Here is a 17,120-nt window from a genome sequence, read left to right as displayed (position 1 = left end):
GGGCGATCACAGTTCCACGAAATTCCTCCACGGCGATAAAGGGTTGATCTACATTAGCAACAACCCTTAACGCCGAGGTGATGACCATGGAAAACTTTCTCACCAGCGATGCGATTCGCACGCTGTTCTCACAAGCGATGTCCAGTATGTATCAGCAGGAAGTGCCGCAATATGGCACCCTGACGCAACTGGTCACGGCCGTGAATGAACGTACGCTGGAAGCACAACCCGCTTTAAAAAACCGTCTCGCCGCCGCCGATGAACTGGACCGACTCAGTGTGGAACGTCACGGTGCGATTCGCGTGGGAACGGCAGAAGAACTCAGCACACTGCGCCAGATGTTTGCGGTGATGGGGATGGAACCGGTGGGATATTACGATCTCTCCCAGGCGGGCGTGCCGGTTCACTCCACCGCGTTCCGTCCGGTCACCGACAGCGCATTGCGCCGTAATCCGTTCCGCGTATTTACCTCTCTGTTACGGCTTGAACTGATTGATGACGCCGCGTTGAGAGAAAAAGCCGCCGCGATTTTAGCTGCGCGCGATATTTTCACGCCGGGTTGCCGCGCATTGATCGCGCAACACCAACAGCAGGGCGGTTTAAACGCTGCGGACGCGGCGCTTTTTGTCAAAGAGGCGCTGGAGACCTTCCGCTGGCATGCCCACACCACTGTGGACAGCGTGACCTACCGCGCACTGAGTCAGCAACATCGATTAATCGCCGATGTAGTGTGCTTCCAGGGGTGCCACATCAACCATTTGACGCCGCGCACGCTGGATATTGACCGCGTGCAAACCTTAATGCCCACGCGCGGCATCGATCCTAAAACCCTCATCGAGGGCCCCCCCCAACGTCAGGTGCCGATTCTGTTACGTCAAACCAGCTTTAAAGCGCTGGAAGAGGCAGTCCATTTTAATGACGGCACCCCCGGCACACATACTGCGCGCTTTGGTGAGATCGAACAGCGCGGCGCGGCGCTAACCCCCAAAGGCCGCACACTCTACGACCGTCTGTTGGCGGAAGCGGGCACCGGCAGTGATAACCAGCATCATCAACAGCATCTGAGCGCGGTGTTTCGCGATTTCCCAGATGATGAAGATACCTTGCGCGAACAGGAACTGGCGTGGTTCCGCTATCGTTTGACTGCTAAGGGCACCCAGCATCCTCCGCAAACGGGAGAAACTCTGGTTCAACTGCTTGCTGAAGGGCGCGTGCTGGCAGAACCGATAGTGTATGAAGATTTTCTGCCAGTGAGCGCAGCGGGGATATTTCAGTCTAATTTAGGCGACGAAACGCACGCACGTAGCGCGGGCAATGCCAGCCGGGCGGATTTTGAAGCCGCGTTAGGTGCAGCGGTGCAGGATGAGATGGCGTTGTATCAACAGATGCAGCAGCGCAGTCTGGCTCTTTGCGGGATACGTTAAGGGCATAAGAAAACCGGTCTGTGAAGTGGCATCAGCACTTCAGCAGACCGGCTTCATTTCTTTTGATTTTTATTGCAAGCGCGAATCACGCACCAGCGTGTACTTCCCGGCACCCAAGAACATGATGGCGAGTGCGCCCAGCAGATAAAGCGCCTCTGTTTCCAGAGACCAGGCGCCAACATCTGTGCGATGCCAGACTGCGCCCATTTTTACCAGCAAGGTCGCAACAACCATGTTCACCGCAATAATGAAAGCCGCAGGGCGCGTCATTAAACCGATGATCACCATGACAGGTGCCACTATTTCCCCGATGTAAGCACCGTAAGCGATGAAACCTGGCATGCCTTTAACGGCCAACATATGAGCGATCCAGTCGACGCCATGCATCACCTTGAATTCGCCATGAAATAACAGCAGGCCGCCAAACGTCAGACGTAACAGCAGTTTACCGAAGTCCGGGTGATCGCTCATCCGATTGAACATCTGGTTGATACCACCAAACATCGCGCTTCTCCGTCTCGCCAGGTTAACTTGTAACCTTAATGCAATTCGCCATGCCAGGGTTAGCCAAATAATTTGATGGAGATGTTCAATGGATCGAAAGCATATTCGGCTTAATCTGCAAATGCTTTCAGAACATGGACATTCGCTCAAGGCCTGCAAATAATGGAACCAAGCTTGATCTGGGAACCCGAGATGAAAAACGAACGACGTCTGAGGATCATGACCGCAGAGGGTGAACTCAGAGGCCTGATTGACGATGATCTTTTTGTCTTCAAGGGAATACCTTACGCCGCGCCACCTGTGGGCGCACTGCGCTGGCGTCCGCCACAGCCGGTTGCACACTGGCAAGAAGTACGTGAAGCCACGCAATGGGGTGATGCCAGCTGGCAAAACCGGGATTATTGCGTGGCAGTGGGTGGCGGCGATCCGGGCCGGTTCAATGAGGATTGTCTGTACCTGAATATCTGGACCCCAGACGTTGAGCCCTCCCGTCCCTTGCCGGTGATGGTGTGGCTGCACGGCGGAGGCTTTACCATCGGCGCGGGTAGTCTTGATCCCTATCGCGGCAAAGCCTTAGCCGCGCAGGGCGTCGTAGTGGTCACGCTCAATTATCGTCTTGGCCATTTTGGCTTTTTCGCCCATCCGGCGCTGGATGCTGAATACCCGCAAGAAGCGGTGGTAAATAACTTTGCCTTGCTGGATCAAATCGCTGCGCTGCAATGGGTTCAACGCAATATTCCTGCCTTTGGCGGCGATCGCCAAAATATCACACTGTTTGGCGAATCATCGGGGGCGCGCAGCGTGTTGTCTTTGTGCTGTTCTCCGCTGGCTGAAGGGCTGTTCCACAAAGGTATTGTCCAGAGTGCATACAGCTTGCCGGATGTGCCGCGCAGGAGGGCGCAACAGATCGGTAAACAGGTTGCAGCGCATTTTGGCCTGCCGGATCACGCCTCTGCCGAACAACTTCGTCAGTTACCTGCCGATCAATTCTGGCCGCTGCAACGTCCACTGGGATTAGGTCCGGTGGCAATCAGCGGTGATGCGGTGCTCCCCAAACCGATGCTCGAAACCTTTATGGCCGGTAAACAGCATCGGGTGCCGTTGATGGTGGGAAGTAACAGTGATGAAGCCAGCGTATTGGATTATTTTGGTGTTGATCCTGCAACGGTGTTACAACAAATTCGTCGCAAAAATCGCCTGAGTTATGGCCTGATGAAATGGCTATACGATATTCACGACGATACCTTACTGGGCCGGGCAGTGGCGCGAGACATGGCGTTTACCGTGATCCCGTTGCTGGTGGCGCAGTCTCAACACAGTATTGGCATGCCTGCCTGGCGATACTGGTTCGACTATGTGTCAGAGAATGCCCGCGACCTCTATCCACATGGCACCTGGCACGGCAACGAAATCCCCTATGTATTCAACACGCTGACCTCACTGAAACCGCTGCCTGAACGGGATTACACTGCCGCAGACAAGCGCTTCGCCGACATGGTCAGTACCTATTGGGTGACCTTCGCCCGGGATGCCAGTGAGTTTAGCTATCGGCTACAGGGCAAAATCGACTGGCCGGTGTGGCGTCCCCGTGAAGACCTGACATTAGCCCTCGGTGATCAGGGTAAACCGCAAGCGGTGTTGAAGGCACGTTTTATGCGTGGGCGGCTGCGTTTGTTCCGTCTGCTGATGCGCAGTCACGTTAAGCTTTGATGAGCAGGCTAATAGTGAAATTGCGCAAATGAATTTATAAGGCAAATTTTCGTCTAATCCATTGATTTTCAGTAATAACATTTCCTATCCGGCTTAAGCAGACAGCAATTAATTAGCTTATTAAACCGTTACATTTTCCCAATCCACTGCCGATAAACGCAATATGCCCGATTTTATCGGGCCTCCTACGCGTTTCACACCAAGGGATTATGTATGGGAATCTTAAAAAACTTCACTATTCGCGCCGTCATGCTGACTATTCTCGGGCTGTTCTGCCTGCTGTGGTGCGGTGTCGGATTATTTAGCGTGCACTCGCTCAATGCCCTCGGCGAAGGGAATGAGATAGACCGTGAGCTGGTTAATCAGATGACGGTACTGAGTAAAGGCAACGATCAATATTTTCGTGTGGTGACGCGTCTATCCCGCGTGATGGAAGGGCGTGCATCGGGCGCGGCAGTAAGCGCGGATGCCTTCGCACCGGTGCAACAGGCGCTGGAGAGTATGAAAGCGCAGCTGGTGCAATTCAAAGCGATGGCACCCGGCCCGATGGACAGTGAAACGGTTAACAGCGTTATCGCCAGCTGGCAGAAATTGCTGGATGAGGGGATTGCGCCGCAGGTGTCGCTGGCACAGCAGAGCACCGTTGAAGCTTACCGCACACAGGCTAATAACGTGACGCCCGCCCTCAGCCGCGCCTTTGGCACCAGCGCGGAGGCGTTTAATAAAGCCGCAGGCATTAAGCTGGATGAAACCCGTGTCACCGTCGATAAACTCACCAACATTACTAAGGTGATTATTTTGGTTGCTGTGGTGTTCGGTCTGGTGATTTTGCTGTTCACCGACCGTTATCTGGTAGCGATGCTGGTGAAACCACTGGAGCGCGTACGTAACCATTTTGCAGTGATTGCCCAAGGCGATCTTAGTCAGCCCGTGGAAGATTTCGGCCGCAACTGTGTTGGCAAACTGGTGCCGCTGCTGCGTGCGATGCAGGACAGCCTGCGTGAAGCCGTGAGCGCCATTCGCAGCGGAACCGAGAATATCTATCGTGGCGCGGCAGAAATCTCATCCGGTAACAACGATCTCTCCTCCCGTACCGAAGAGCAAGCGGCCGCGCTGGAGCAAACTGCGGCCAGTATGGAGCAGCTCACGGCAACGGTGAAATTCAACGCCGACAACGCCCGTCAGGCCAGTTCACTGGCAGAAACGGCTACCGGCACCGCGCAGCAGGGCGGCCGTCTGGTAGGGGAAGTGGTCACCACCATGCAGGGCATTTCCGGCAGTTCAAAGAAAATCGCTGAGATTACCAACGTGATCAACAGCATTGCTTTCCAGACCAACATCCTGGCGCTTAACGCCGCCGTTGAAGCCGCGCGTGCGGGCGAACAAGGCCGTGGTTTTGCGGTCGTGGCCAGTGAAGTGCGTAATCTGGCACAGCGCAGTGCCGGGGCGGCGAAAGAGATCGCCACGCTGATTGAAGATTCCGTCCAGCGCGTGGATAAGGGCTCTGCGTTGGTCAGCAGCGCAGGCAGCACCATGAACGATATTCTGAAGTCGGTGCAGGATGTGAATGAGATCATGAAGCACATCGCGGCCGCCTCCGAAGAGCAGAGCAAGGGCATTTCGCAAGTTGGCACCGCCGTCACGGAAATGGACAGCGTGACTCAGCAGAACGCCTCGCTGGTGGAGCAGGTTTCTGCGGCGGCCAGTGCGCTGGAGCGTCAAACGGAAGAGTTGCAGGCTTCTGTCGCGAAATTCCGTCTGTCGGACAGTGCGCCGTTAGGTAAAGCTCAGGCCGCGCCAGCCAGCACCGTTCTGCGCCGTCCGCTGTTAACCAGTACGCCTGTCGCTCAATCGAAGTCGGCCAGCGCCGATGAGTGGGTTTCATTCTGAGGCTGACACAACCACGCCACCAGATCCGGCAGGAACGGTGGCGCATCCTGTTCTGCGCACTGTAAAAGGCTGTACGCTGCCCCGGTGGCCACGCTGTTGGCAAACGGGGCAATCAAGCGACCATTCGCCAAATCATTTTGCACCAGTGTCACATCTGCCACCGTTGCACCAAAGCCCTGAATCGCTGCGCTGATGGCCAGATCCATAGTCGCAAAGTGCTGATTGCGTGCCATCGGCACAGTGGCCGCTTGATCCGCCAGCCACATTTGCCAGTCGCGGGAATCATTGGTGGGATGCAGAAAAGTAAACCTCGCCAAATCGCCGATGCCCACGGGTGGCGTGATGTTGCTGCCCAGGACCGGTGTCAGTCGCTCATCAAATAAACGAATGGAACCGGCAGGCGGCGTGCCAAACACAATCGCCGCATCATAATTTTCCAGCTGTGAAGCGTGGTCCAGCGTGGTGGTCAGTGCCACATGGATTTCCGGGCGCTGTTGTTCCAGCGCCACTAAACGCGGCACCAGCCAGCGCATGGCACAGGTGGGCGCTTTCAGGCGAATTGAGGCATTGCTGCGGCTGGCTTTCTCGGTGGCATTCACCAGCATGGCATAACCTTGTTGCAGTTCGGGCAACAGCGCCGCGCCTTGCTCGGTAAGATGCAGACCACGCGCATGACGTGCAAACAAGGGAAATCCCAGCCAAGTTTCCAGCGTGGCGATTTTACGGCTCACCGCACCCTGCGTAATGCATAATTCGCTGGCGGCACGTGTCAGGTTGAGATGGCGTGCGGTGACCAGAAAAGCATGGATGGCATTCAACGGCAGGGCGGAGCGGGACATAACGACCTCAAGCTATGATTTTTAATCATGGCTATTATGACAACAATTCGCTTGTCGACTCAAGCGTCTCACCGTTGAATAGAAATCTACTTTCCTTACGTGGTTATGCAACCTTGTGGAGCAACGATGGCCTTGAATAGCAGTGTTAACATCTCTTCCAAACAGCCCGATGTCGGCACGACGATTTTCAGCGTCATCGGCCAGCTGTCAGCACAACATAAAGCCATCAACCTGTCGCAAGGTGCGCCGAACTTCCCGTGCGATCCGCATCTGGTGGAGCTGGTCAGTAAAGCCATGCGCGAAGGTCATAACCAATATGCCTCTCTGACCGGTTTACCGGCGCTACGTGAAGCGCTGGCTGAAAAAGTCGAGACGCTTTATGGCCAGCGCTATGATGCGGGCAGCGAAGTGCTGATTACCGGCAGCGCCAGCCAGGGTATTTACATGGCGATTTCGGCGCTGGTGCATCCTGGTGACGAGGTGATCTTCTTTGAACCGGCGTTCGACAGCTATGCGCCGGTGGTGCGTTTACAGGGCGCAACCCCGATTGGCCTGAAGTTGCAGGTGCCGGATTTTGCGATCAACTGGGATGAACTGCGTGCCACCATCACGCCGCGCACCCGCATGATCATCATCAACACGCCGCACAACCCAAGTGCGCAGGTGCTGACGCCAGCCGATTTGGAGCAGCTGGCGGCCTTAACCCGCAACACGGATATCGTGGTACTGTCCGACGAAGTGTACGAACACATCCTGTTTGATGGCCGTGCCCACTGCGGCATGGCAACCCATCCGGAACTGGCACAGCGCAGCGTGATCGTGTCTTCATTCGGCAAAACCTTCCACGTCACCGGCTGGCGCGTCGGTTATGCGCTGGCACCGGCCGCGTTGATGGAAGAAATTGTGAAGGTGCATCAGTTCATGATGTACGCCGCCGATACGCCAATGCAGGTGGGTTTTGCGCACTATCTGCAGAATCCGCAAAACTATCTGCAGCTGTCACCGTTCTATCAGGAAAAGCGCGATCGCCTGCTGTCATTGATGCAAGATTCGCCGTTTAAGCTGCTGCCAAGCGCAGGTTCCTTCTTTATGTTGGCCAGTTACGGACATTTCAGTGACGAAAGCGACAGTGAAATGGTAAAACGTCTCATCGTCGATCACGGTGTGGCCACCATTCCGTTGTCGGCGTTTTATATGGACGGCACTGACAATAAATTAATTCGCCTGTCATTCGCGAAAGACGACGCAACACTGCAGGCTGGCGCGGAAGCGCTGTGCCGGGTTAAAGGGTAATTAGGGGAAGAATAATGAAAAAGTTAAACGCACTGTTTGTGGCGCTGGGTATGCTGACTTCTGCACACGCACTGGCACAGGAAACCTTACGCTACGGTCTGGAATCACAATATCCACCGTTCGAAAGCCGCAACGCACAGGGCGAGCTGGAAGGTTTTGATATCGAACTGGGTAAAGCGATTTGCGAAGTTGGCAAATTCGACTGTAAGTGGGTGGAAAGCAGCTTTGATGCGCTGATCCCGGCACTGCAGGCGAAAAAGTTTGATGCGATCAACTCGGCGATGAACATCACTGAAGCGCGTGCCAAAAGCATCGATTTCACCAAGCCCATCTACCGTATTCCGACCATGCTGATCGTGAAAGAGGGCGAGAAAGTCCTGCCAACGGCCGAGTCGCTGAAAGGCAAAAACATCGGCGTGCTGCAGGGTTCAATCCAGGAAACTTACGCTAAGAAGCACTGGGAGCCGCAGGGCGTGACCGTGACCTCTTATCAGGACCAGAACCAGGTTTATAACGACATGGTGGCGGGCCGCCTTGACGGCACGCTGGTGATGTCAGCTGCGGGTCAGTCTGGTTTCCTCGATAAGCCACAGGGCAAAGGTTTCGCCTTTGTTGGCAAGCCGGTTGAAGATGACACCATCCTCGGTTCCGGAATCGGTTTCGGCCTGCGCAAGGGTGATGCCAAGCTGAAAGGTGAACTGGATGCGGCTATCACGAAAGTGCAGGCTGACGGCACCATCACCAAGCTGGCGGCGAAATTCTTCCCTGGCATTGACGTGACCGCAGCGAAATAACATCAAGCGCCACTCTGGCGCGCTGCGCCGTTAAAACCGGATTAAATTAAGGCTGCCATTGTTCATCTATGGCAGCCTTTTTCGTTTACATCGAAGTGGATGGCATTGCCTCCCAACGGTTGCCGGACCCTCCCTGAGCCTCTGACAGCATTAAGATCTGCCGGTAAAGTTCTTGCTTATTTCGCCGCCAGATAACACAGCGCTTCGGCCACCTGATAGGATTTCACAAACGAGGGCACCGGCAAAAACTCAAAGCGTGAATGGAAATTGTGTGCACCGGTAAAGATGTTCGGTGTCAGCAATCCTTTGGCCGATAAAGCCGCACCGTCTGTGCCGCCGCGCATCGGGATCACTTTCGGCTCCACACTCACTTGTTCGAGCGCCGCAAATATCAAGTCAATCGCACGACGGTCTTCCCCAATCGCATTGCTGATGTTGCTGTAGGTATCGTTAATGGTGAGTGAAACATGCCCGGTAGGATAAAGCGCGGCGATCTCATCCGCGACTTCCACCAACTGCTGTTTTTTCTGATCGAATCCCTGTAAATCAAAGTCGCGAATCGAGGCTTTCAACACCGCACGGCTGGCGTTGGCATTGATATCGTTAAACCAGATATAGCCTTCGCGTCCTTCGGTATGTTCTGGCGTGGCCAGGCGATCGAAACGTGAAATAAAGTCGTGCGCCATCAGGAGCGGATTCACCAGCACGCCTTTACCGGACATCGGATGCGCCGGCACGCCGGTAAACACCAGTTCCGCCGCCGCCGCATTGAAGTTCTCATACACCACTTCGCCCAGCTCACAGCAGTCGATAGTCCAGGCAAAATCAACGTTAAAGCGTGTCTCCAAATCCAGCGCTTTGGCGCCGCGCAATCCAATCTCTTCATCCGGCACAAATGCCACCACGATGTCGCCATGATCGCCTTTGAGGTTTTCCATCAGCGTCATGACCACCGTCACCGCCGCTTTATTATCGGCGCCGAGCACGCTGGTGCCATCGCTAAAAATAATCTCCTGGCCGTGATAGGGAGCGATCTCCGGATGTTCCGCCACGCGCAGCCAAATATCCTGCTGCGCGTTCAGACACAAATCATCGCCGTTAAACGTCAGGGTTTGCGGGTGGATATCCGGTGATAAACCCACGTCAACCGTGTCGATATGGGTAATAAAGCCAATGCGCGGTGCATCAGGCCGATTGCCCGGTTTTACTGCGGTCACCGTGGCATGCTGATCGATGACGATATCCTGTAGCCCAAGCTCACGCAGTTCCTGCGCCAGCAGCTCCGCCATCGCATGTTGTGAAGGGGTGCTGGGCAGCGTGGTGGATTTAGCATCGCTCTGGCTGGAAACCGCCAGATAACGGTAAAAACGTTGGGTCAGTTGGCGCGCGAGTTGTTCTGTCATCACATTTCCTTATTAGCTTTGCGCGATGTGCATTACACACCTCGGATAAATCGTGTTATTTATCAATACATACCGATGCGGGCTCATGGAAGTCAACAAAAACGAGGATCACAATGAAAAAGATGATGGCAAAGTTCACACTCAGCGCGTTGTGTTTAGCGGTAGCAGGCGGGGTATCGGCAAAAACGCTGGTTTACTGTTCTGAAGGTTCGCCTGAGAATTTCAACCCACAGCTGTACACCTCGGGAACCAGTGTGGATGCCAGCGCAGTGCCGATTTTCAATCGCTTGGTAGACTTCAAGCCCGGCACCACAGAACTGGTGCCAAGCCTGGCTGAAAGCTGGGATATCAGCCCGGACGGCACGGTATACACGTTTCACTTACGCAAAGGGGTTAAATTCCAAAGCAACAAACTGTTTAAACCCTCGCGCGACCTGAATGCCGATGATGTGATCTTCTCGTTTATGCGTCAGATGGATCCCAAAAACCCCTACCACAACGTCTCCGGTGGCAACTACAGCAATTTCGATAGCCTGGAACTGGCGAAGCTGATCAAGAATATAGAGAAAGTGGATGACAATACGGTGCGCATCACGCTGGCGCATGCGGAAGCGCCGTTCCTCGCGGATTTGGCCTGGTACTTCGCCTCCATTCACTCTGCGGAGTATGCCGATCAGATGCTGAAGGCCGGTACGCCAGAGAAAGTGGACATGGAGCCGATCGGCACCGGGCCATTTGAGCTGGTGCAATATCAAAAAGACTCCCGCATTCTCTACAAAGCCTTCCCGGATTACTGGCAGGGCAAAGCGAAACTGGATCGCATTGTCTTTTCCATCACCCCAGATGCCTCAGTGCGCTATGCCAAGCTGGAAAAAACGAGTGCCAGATTATGCCGTTCCCTAATCCGGCCGATCTGGAAAAAATGCGCACCAATCCTGACCTGACGCTGGAACAGAAATCGGGACTCAACACCGGTTTCCTGTCGTTCAACACCACTAAAGCGCCACTGGATAACGTTAAAGTCCGCCAGGCGCTGGCGATGGCCATTAACAAGCAGGCGATAATTGACGCGATTTTCAAAGGCACTGGCACGGTGGCGAAAAATATTCTGCCGCCTGATGTCTGGAGCGCCGACAAGGATCTGAAAGACTACGATTACGATCCGCAGAAAGCCAAAGCGTTGCTGCAGGAAGCGGGCATAAAATCCGGCACCGAAATCTCACTGTGGGCAATGCCGGTACAGCGTCCTTACAACCCGAATGCGCGACGAATGGCAGAGATGATTCAGGCCGATTGGGCGCAGGTGGGCATTAAAGCCAACATCGTCAGTTATGAGTGGGGTGAATACCTTAAACGCGTGAAGGGCGGCGAGCATCAGGCGGCGCTGATGGGCTGGACCACGGCGACTGGCGATCCGGATAACTTCTTCGGCCCGCTCTACAGCTGCACCTCGGCAAACGGCGGTTCCAACTCCTCCAAATGGTGCTATCAGCCGTTTGAGAAGATCATCACCGAAGCACGTGCTGAGCAAAACCATGACAAGCGCGTCACCCTGTATCGCGAAGCGCAGCAGATGATGCATGACCAGGTGCCTGCCGTGATGATCGCCCATTCGACAATTTTCGAGCCGGTACGCAAAACGGTGAGCGGATATACCGTCGATCCGTTTGGCAAACACATTTTCTATCCGGTCGATATTAAGGATTGATGATGGCAGCGGGCAATCCAAAGGCGGCCCGCTAGATTGCCAACATCCTGACGATTAAGGCTTCCAGCGTTGACGTAACGGCTCTTCCAGCGCGTTCATTTGCTGCAGTAAAAACGTCATAAACACATTCAGAGCGGCACTGCGAGGTCGCCCTGACTGCGCCTGTAGCTGCAAGTTGCGCTGACTCAACTGATCAATCCCGACAGAACGTAATATCAAGCCGTGCGTTTCCGCCTCTTGCAGCACGGTAAAGGCGCTGCAAATGGTCAGGGCCAGCGGTGTACGCAGCAGGAAGTGGAACAGCGTTGAGAAGGTATCGCAGGTGATCACCGGTTCAATCAGATTGCCGCTCATGTGACTCGCCAGCTCAAACAGCTGGCGCACCGTGGTGTTTTGTTGCGGCAACGCCAGCGGATAGTGGCTGACATCGTTCAGGGTCACGTGTGGTGCGCTCGCCAGCGGATGGCTCTGATGCATGACCAGCAGCACCGGGGCAGGCCATGAACCGATCACCTCCACGCCGCGTTCAGCGTGCAAGCTGAATTGCAGTGCCAGATCGCATTCACCACTGCGCAGTAGCTCCGCGACACCTTGCGTACTCGCCACTTTGATATCAAACAGCACGCCGGGGTTATCCTCACGGAAGGCGGCAATCATGCGCGGCAGCAGCGTAAAGGCCAGCCCATCGGTACAGGCCACGCGAATCAGCGTGCGTCGTACGGCCTTTAATCCTTTGATTTCTGCCAGCGCGTATTCCATCTCCAGCATATTTTTGCGCACGTGATGGGCGTAAATTTCACCGGCTTCATTCAGCACCATACCGCGCGCATGGCGATCGAACAGCGGTACGCCGACCTGATTTTCCAGTCGCTGGATCTGCCTGCTGATGGCCGACACCGCCACAAACAGCTGTTCACTGGCCGCGCTGAGCGAACCGGTATTGGCGACAGCCAGAAAATAGCGGATCTCGTTGCTTATCATGCGAATGCCTCATGCTGGTGCATGCCTCGAAATCGGGCAGCGGAGCTTTGCCAAAAAAGCAAATCATACTCGATAAATTGATAATTGTGGCAAAGCAAGGTTTCCGCAAAGATGACAAAACCAAAATACCAATAAAAGACATGCAAACATGACAGCTCAAGAAGCGGTACAACAAGCCACCGCCTGGTTCGACAGCGGGGAATTTCAGGAAACACTGGCCCGACGCGTGGCACAGCGCACCGAAAGCCAGCGCCAGGATCGCGACAACGAATTACAGCGTTACTTGCAGGATGAAATTGGCCCTCAGCTGATCGCACTGGGGTTTACGCTGCACTTTATCGAGAACCCTGAAGCCGCTCATCGCCCGTTCCTGGTGGCGGTGCGCATCGAAGATCCGTCACTGCCGACCTTACTGAGCTACGGCCACGGCGATGTGGTGTTCGGCGATGACGAAAACTGGCGCGAAGGCCTATCGCCGTGGCAGTTGGTGGAAGAAGGCGATCGCTGGTACGCACGCGGCAGCGCGGATAACAAAGGCCAGCACTGCGTTAACCTTGCTGCTCTGGAGCAGGTATTTAAAGCACGTGGTGGACGACTCGGATTCAACTGCAAAATGCTGTTTGAGATGGGTGAGGAGATCAGCTCACCGGGTCTGGCTCAGCTGTGTAAGCATCATGCAGAACTGCTGAAAGCCGATCTGTTTATCGCATCTGACGGTCCGCGTCTCAATGCCGTGCGTCCAACCTTGTTCCTTGGTTCCCGGGGTGCGGTGAACTTCCGTCTCACCGTTAATGCGCGTGACAATGCCTACCACTCCGGTAACTGGGGCGGTTTATTGACTAATCCAGGCACGCAGCTGGCCAACGCCATTGCTTGCCTGGTGAACGCAAAGGGCGTGCTGCAGGTTGAGGCGCTGAAACCTGACTCTCTCACTCAGCAAGTGCGCGACATCCTCAGCGACATCGAAGTGGGCGGGATGCCAGGCGATCCAGAGATTGATCCCACCTGGGGCGAGCCGACGCTTTCTCCGACAGAAAGACTCTACGGCTGGAATACACTGGAAGTCCTCGCGTTCCTGACCGGCAATCCTGCGCGTCCGATGAATGCCATTCCCGGTGAAGCCACGGCGGTGTGCCAGTTGCGCTTTGTGGTCGGTACCGATTGGGAAAACCTGGCACAGCATGTTAGCGAGCACCTGGCGCAGCACGGTTTTGGCTACGTAAAAGTGGAGTTTATGCGCGGCTCACCGGCGACGCGACTCGATCCTACCGATCCGCTGGTGGATTGGGTGCTGGCGAGTATGGCAGAGACCAGCGGCAAAAAACCGGCGCTGCTGCCGAATCTGGGCGGTTCACTGCCCAACGAAGTGTTCTCAGACATTCTCGGCCTGCCAACCTTGTGGGTGCCGCACTCCTACCCGGCCTGCGGTCAGCATGGCGTCAACGAACATATGCTGAAGTCGATTGCGCGTGAAGGTCTGCAAATTATGACCCGACTGCTGTGGGATTTGGGCGAGCAGGGCAGCGAACTGGTGGCTAAACACCGTCTGCACGCAGGAGGTGCTGCATGAGTACGATTAACACGGCTGCCCCATTGAGCAGCACCAAACCAAATCTGCACAAAACGCTGTTTGCCACCTGTATCGGTAATGCACTGGAGTGGTTTGATATTGCGGTGTACGGCTTCTTTGCCAGCTACATTGCCCATGCGTTCTTCCCCACCAGCGATCCCTCGGTCTCTTTGCTGCTGACCTTTGGTAGCTTCGGCGTCTCCTTCCTGATTCGTCCGTTAGGCGCGATTGTGCTGGGTAACTATGCCGACCGCCACGGGCGTAAAAAGGCGCTGCTGCTATCCATTAACCTGATGATGCTGGGCGGCGCGGTGATCACCTTTATGCCGAGCTATGGCACTATTGGTTTGATTGCGCCGTTGCTGATTCTGCTGGCGCGTCTGGTGCAGGGTTTCTCTGCGGGTGGCGAATTCGGTAGCTCAACGGCGTTTCTGGTCGAGCATTTCCCGGAGCGCAGGGCGTTTATCGCCAGCTGGCAGTTTGCCACGCAAGGCGCGAGTACGCTGCTGGCCTCGGCGTTTGGATTGGGGTTGACGCAGATCCTCACGGAGAGCCAGATTCAGGATTGGGGATGGCGTATCCCGTTTGCCTTCGGTCTGCTGATTGGTCCGTTGGGGATCTACATCCGCCGCCATGTGCATGAGCCTGCCAGTTTTGAAGCGCAAGCGCCGGAGGCCGCACCGCTGAAACGTCTGTTCGGGCGTCAGAAGGAGCTGATGCTGCTGGCGATTGGCCTGATGGTGATCTCCACCGCAGTAAACTACATGCTCAACTACGTGCCAACTTACGCCACCAAAAACCTGCATCTGCCAGGTTCCGCCGCGTTCACTGCGACCTTGCTGGCAGGGGTGATCCTGACGGTGGTGACGCCGCTGATGGGCTTACTGGCAGAGCGTGTTGGTCGCGTGCCGTTGATGTGGGGTTCTCTGATCATGCTTATCGTCACCATTTATCCGGCGTTTAAGCTGGTGGTGAATCACACCACGCCGACCACCTTGATAATCCTGGTGTGCTGGATGGCGCTGCTGAAATCGATCTATTTCTCGACGGTACCGTCGGTGATGGCCGACTTGTTCCCAATTGGTACTCGCGCCAGTGGGATGGCGATCAGCTATAACGTCGCGGTAACGGTGTTTGGTGGTTTTGCACCGCTGATTTGTACGCTGCTGATCACTGCCACCGGCACCAGCCTGGCACCCGGTTATTACCTGATGGCGATGTCGGTACTGAGTGGATTAGCCTTGCTACGCAGCCAGAAGCGCATCGCTTAAAGGCGGTTTAGCGGATTAGCTTTGCCCCCTATCTAAAGGCGAAGAGCTTAGGCATACCGGAGCTGCGCATTCCATTGCGCAGCCTCATGAAATGCGCCAGTGATGGCGCGACTTCACCTCATGACGATACCTGGCTGGTAACCTATTCAGCCGGGTATTTCACTCAGGAGAACTGCAAATACGCCACATGGGTCTGCAGATACTCTTCCAGTCCGTGACGTCCATCCGCACCACCGATACCCGATTTGCGCCAGCCCGCATGGAATCCTTGCATCGCCTCGAAGTTCTCGCGATTGATGTAGGTCTCACCGAATTTCAGCTGACGCAGCGCAATCATCGCCGTGTTCAGATTTTGCGTGTAGATCGAAGAGGTCAGGCCATATTCACAATCGTTAGCCAGCGCGACGGCTTCATCAAGGGTTTTAAAGGTCATCACTGGTAATACCGGACCAAAGATCTCTTCACGCATGATCTCCATCTCCTGACGCACACCGGTAATAATCGTCGGTTCGAAGTAGAACCCTTTATCACCGGCGCGTTTGCCGCCCAGCACTACTTTTCCGCCTTCAGACACTGCTTTGGCGACTTTCTGCTCCACGCGTTCCAGCGCGGCGGCGGTGATCAGCGGGCCCATGTCGATATCGGTTTGTTCGGCCGGATTGCCAAACTTCACCTGCTTCATTGCGGCAGTCAGAGCGGTGATAAAGCGATCATAAATGCCTTCCTGGACATACACGCGTTCCGCACAGTTGCACACCTGTCCGGTGTTGATCACGCGTGAGCTGACAATCGCCTTCACAGCGAGATCCAGGTCCGCATCATCCATGACAATCGCGGGGGCTTTGCCGCCGAGTTCCAGCGACACCTTGGTGACATTTTTCGCTGCGGCTTGCATGGTGGCAATGCCCGCGCCGACGCTGCCGGTCAGGCTCACCAAACCGACTTTCGGGTTCGCCGCCAGCTCCTGACCGACTTCAGGACCATAACCAAACACAAAGTTGATCACGCCCTTCGGCAGGCCAATCTCATGCACAATCTGCGCGAAAATCGCCGCGTTGTTAGGGGTGAGCTCACTGGGTTTGATGGCAATAGTGTTGCCGGTAATCAGCGCCGGAGCGGCTTTACGCGCAATCAGGAAGAAGGGGAAATTCCACGGCAGGATACCGGTGGTGACACCGATGGCTTTCTTAAATACAAAGATATTTTCATTTGGACGATCGCTATTGACGATTTCACCTTCATAACGACGCGCCCATTCGGCCATGTAATCCAGATAATCGGCGGTGAAAAGCACTTCAGTTTGCGCCAGCCCCTGCGTTTTACCGCCTTCCGCCACAATCGTGGCCGTCAATTCGGGTTCACGCTGGCGAATACCGGCGGCAATTTTACGCAACCAGTTGCCGCGTTCTACTGCGGGTAAGGCTTCCCAGCCGGGCTGTGCTGCTTCTGCCGCCGCAATCGCCTGCGCCGCATCTTGCTGAGTGCCCTCAGGCACGCGAGACAGCAGCGCTTCCGTTGCGGGGTTAATCACTTCAATCCACTTGTCGTTCTGATCGTTTACAAACGCGCCATTAATGTAATGTTGATGGTGTGTTGTCATCTGTAGGGTCTCCGCGATCGGTTTCGTTATCAGGGTGTGAAAGAAGAGTGAAACAGATCAAGGTGTAGCACCTTTTTGTCAGTGCCAGAGCGGATGATGAGATGGCAGAGAAGGGAAGAACGGTACGATAGAC

At 55.1% G+C, this 17,120-nt stretch carries 12 protein-coding genes and 1 pseudogene; 8 read left to right on the top strand and 5 right to left on the bottom strand.

All coding sequences use genetic code 11. The annotated features are described in order from the left end of the window. Nucleotides 1-86: 86 nt before the first annotated feature. On the top strand, nucleotides 87-1,424 hold the full coding sequence (locus FD744_RS03915; RefSeq protein ID WP_160867383.1) for a VOC family protein: 1,338 nt from the start codon (nucleotides 87-89) through the stop codon (nucleotides 1,422-1,424). Between the two features lie 69 nt (nucleotides 1,425-1,493). On the opposite strand, the gene FD744_RS03910 is transcribed toward FD744_RS03915, so the two are convergent. Next, nucleotides 1,494-1,928, bottom strand: coding sequence for a DoxX family protein (locus FD744_RS03910; protein ID WP_034830906.1), 435 nt, complete (start codon nucleotides 1,926-1,928; stop codon nucleotides 1,494-1,496). A 192-nt stretch (nucleotides 1,929-2,120) separates the two neighbouring features. On the opposite strand from FD744_RS03910, the gene FD744_RS03905 reads away from it, so the two are divergent. Together FD744_RS03905 and FD744_RS03900 are read left to right on the top strand one after the other, a co-directional pair. Next, nucleotides 2,121-3,638 carry a carboxylesterase/lipase family protein gene (locus tag FD744_RS03905; RefSeq protein WP_160867382.1) on the top strand — a complete coding sequence of 506 codons (1,518 nt, stop codon included), beginning with the start codon at nucleotides 2,121-2,123 and terminating at the stop codon, nucleotides 3,636-3,638. A 213-nt stretch (nucleotides 3,639-3,851) separates the two neighbouring features. Beyond that, nucleotides 3,852-5,528, top strand: coding sequence for a methyl-accepting chemotaxis protein (locus FD744_RS03900; protein ID WP_034830905.1), 1,677 nt, complete (start codon nucleotides 3,852-3,854; stop codon nucleotides 5,526-5,528). On the opposite strand, the gene FD744_RS03895 is transcribed toward FD744_RS03900, so the two are convergent. After that, complete coding sequence (locus FD744_RS03895) at nucleotides 5,486-6,367, bottom strand: LysR substrate-binding domain-containing protein (protein ID WP_160867381.1); 882 nt, start codon at nucleotides 6,365-6,367, stop codon at nucleotides 5,486-5,488. The two genes, FD744_RS03900 and FD744_RS03895, sit on opposite strands and share 43 nt — an antisense overlap. Before the next feature lie 126 nt (nucleotides 6,368-6,493). On the opposite strand from FD744_RS03895, the gene FD744_RS03890 reads away from it, so the two are divergent. Then, nucleotides 6,494-7,660: a methionine aminotransferase gene (locus FD744_RS03890; protein ID WP_160867380.1), complete on the top strand. Its 1,167-nt coding sequence runs from the start codon at nucleotides 6,494-6,496 to the stop codon at nucleotides 7,658-7,660. 14 nt (nucleotides 7,661-7,674) lie between these two features. Continuing rightward, a complete protein-coding gene (locus tag FD744_RS03885) occupies nucleotides 7,675-8,454 on the top strand; it encodes a transporter substrate-binding domain-containing protein (protein ID WP_058962084.1) in 780 nt (259 codons plus the stop codon). 176 nt (nucleotides 8,455-8,630) lie between these two features. Here FD744_RS03885 and pepT read toward each other — a convergent pair whose 3' ends face one another. Next, nucleotides 8,631-9,857, bottom strand: coding sequence for a peptidase T (pepT, locus tag FD744_RS03880; protein ID WP_160867379.1), 1,227 nt, complete (start codon nucleotides 9,855-9,857; stop codon nucleotides 8,631-8,633). 113 nt (nucleotides 9,858-9,970) lie between these two features. On the opposite strand from pepT, the pseudogene FD744_RS03875 reads away from it, so the two are divergent. Beyond that, nucleotides 9,971-11,565 (top strand): annotated as a pseudogene (locus FD744_RS03875) (ABC transporter substrate-binding protein). 54 nt (nucleotides 11,566-11,619) lie between these two features. Here FD744_RS03875 and FD744_RS03870 read toward each other — a convergent pair. Then, entirely contained in the window at nucleotides 11,620-12,546 is a 927-nt protein-coding gene (locus tag FD744_RS03870; protein ID WP_160867378.1) for a LysR family transcriptional regulator, read from the bottom strand. Nucleotides 12,547-12,694: 148 nt separating this feature from the next. On the opposite strand from FD744_RS03870, the gene FD744_RS03865 reads away from it, so the two are divergent. Then, a complete protein-coding gene (locus tag FD744_RS03865; protein WP_160867377.1) occupies nucleotides 12,695-14,116 on the top strand; it encodes a M20 family metallopeptidase in 1,422 nt (473 codons plus the stop codon). Next, complete coding sequence (locus FD744_RS03860; RefSeq protein WP_160867376.1) at nucleotides 14,113-15,387, top strand: MFS transporter; 1,275 nt, start codon at nucleotides 14,113-14,115, stop codon at nucleotides 15,385-15,387. The genes FD744_RS03865 and FD744_RS03860 overlap by 4 nt, the downstream gene beginning before the upstream one ends. Before the next feature lie 163 nt (nucleotides 15,388-15,550). On the opposite strand, the gene aldA is transcribed toward FD744_RS03860, so the two are convergent. Further along, on the bottom strand, nucleotides 15,551-16,987 hold the full coding sequence (aldA, locus tag FD744_RS03855; RefSeq protein WP_160867375.1) for an aldehyde dehydrogenase: 1,437 nt from the start codon (nucleotides 16,985-16,987) through the stop codon (nucleotides 15,551-15,553). Nucleotides 16,988-17,120 lie beyond the last annotated feature (133 nt).

Origin of the sequence: Pantoea sp. Taur (genome assembly GCF_009830025.1) — a bacterium.
Lineage (GTDB): Bacteria > Pseudomonadota > Gammaproteobacteria > Enterobacterales > Enterobacteriaceae > Pantoea > Pantoea communis.
This window is presented reverse-complemented; position numbering and strand designations above follow the sequence as displayed.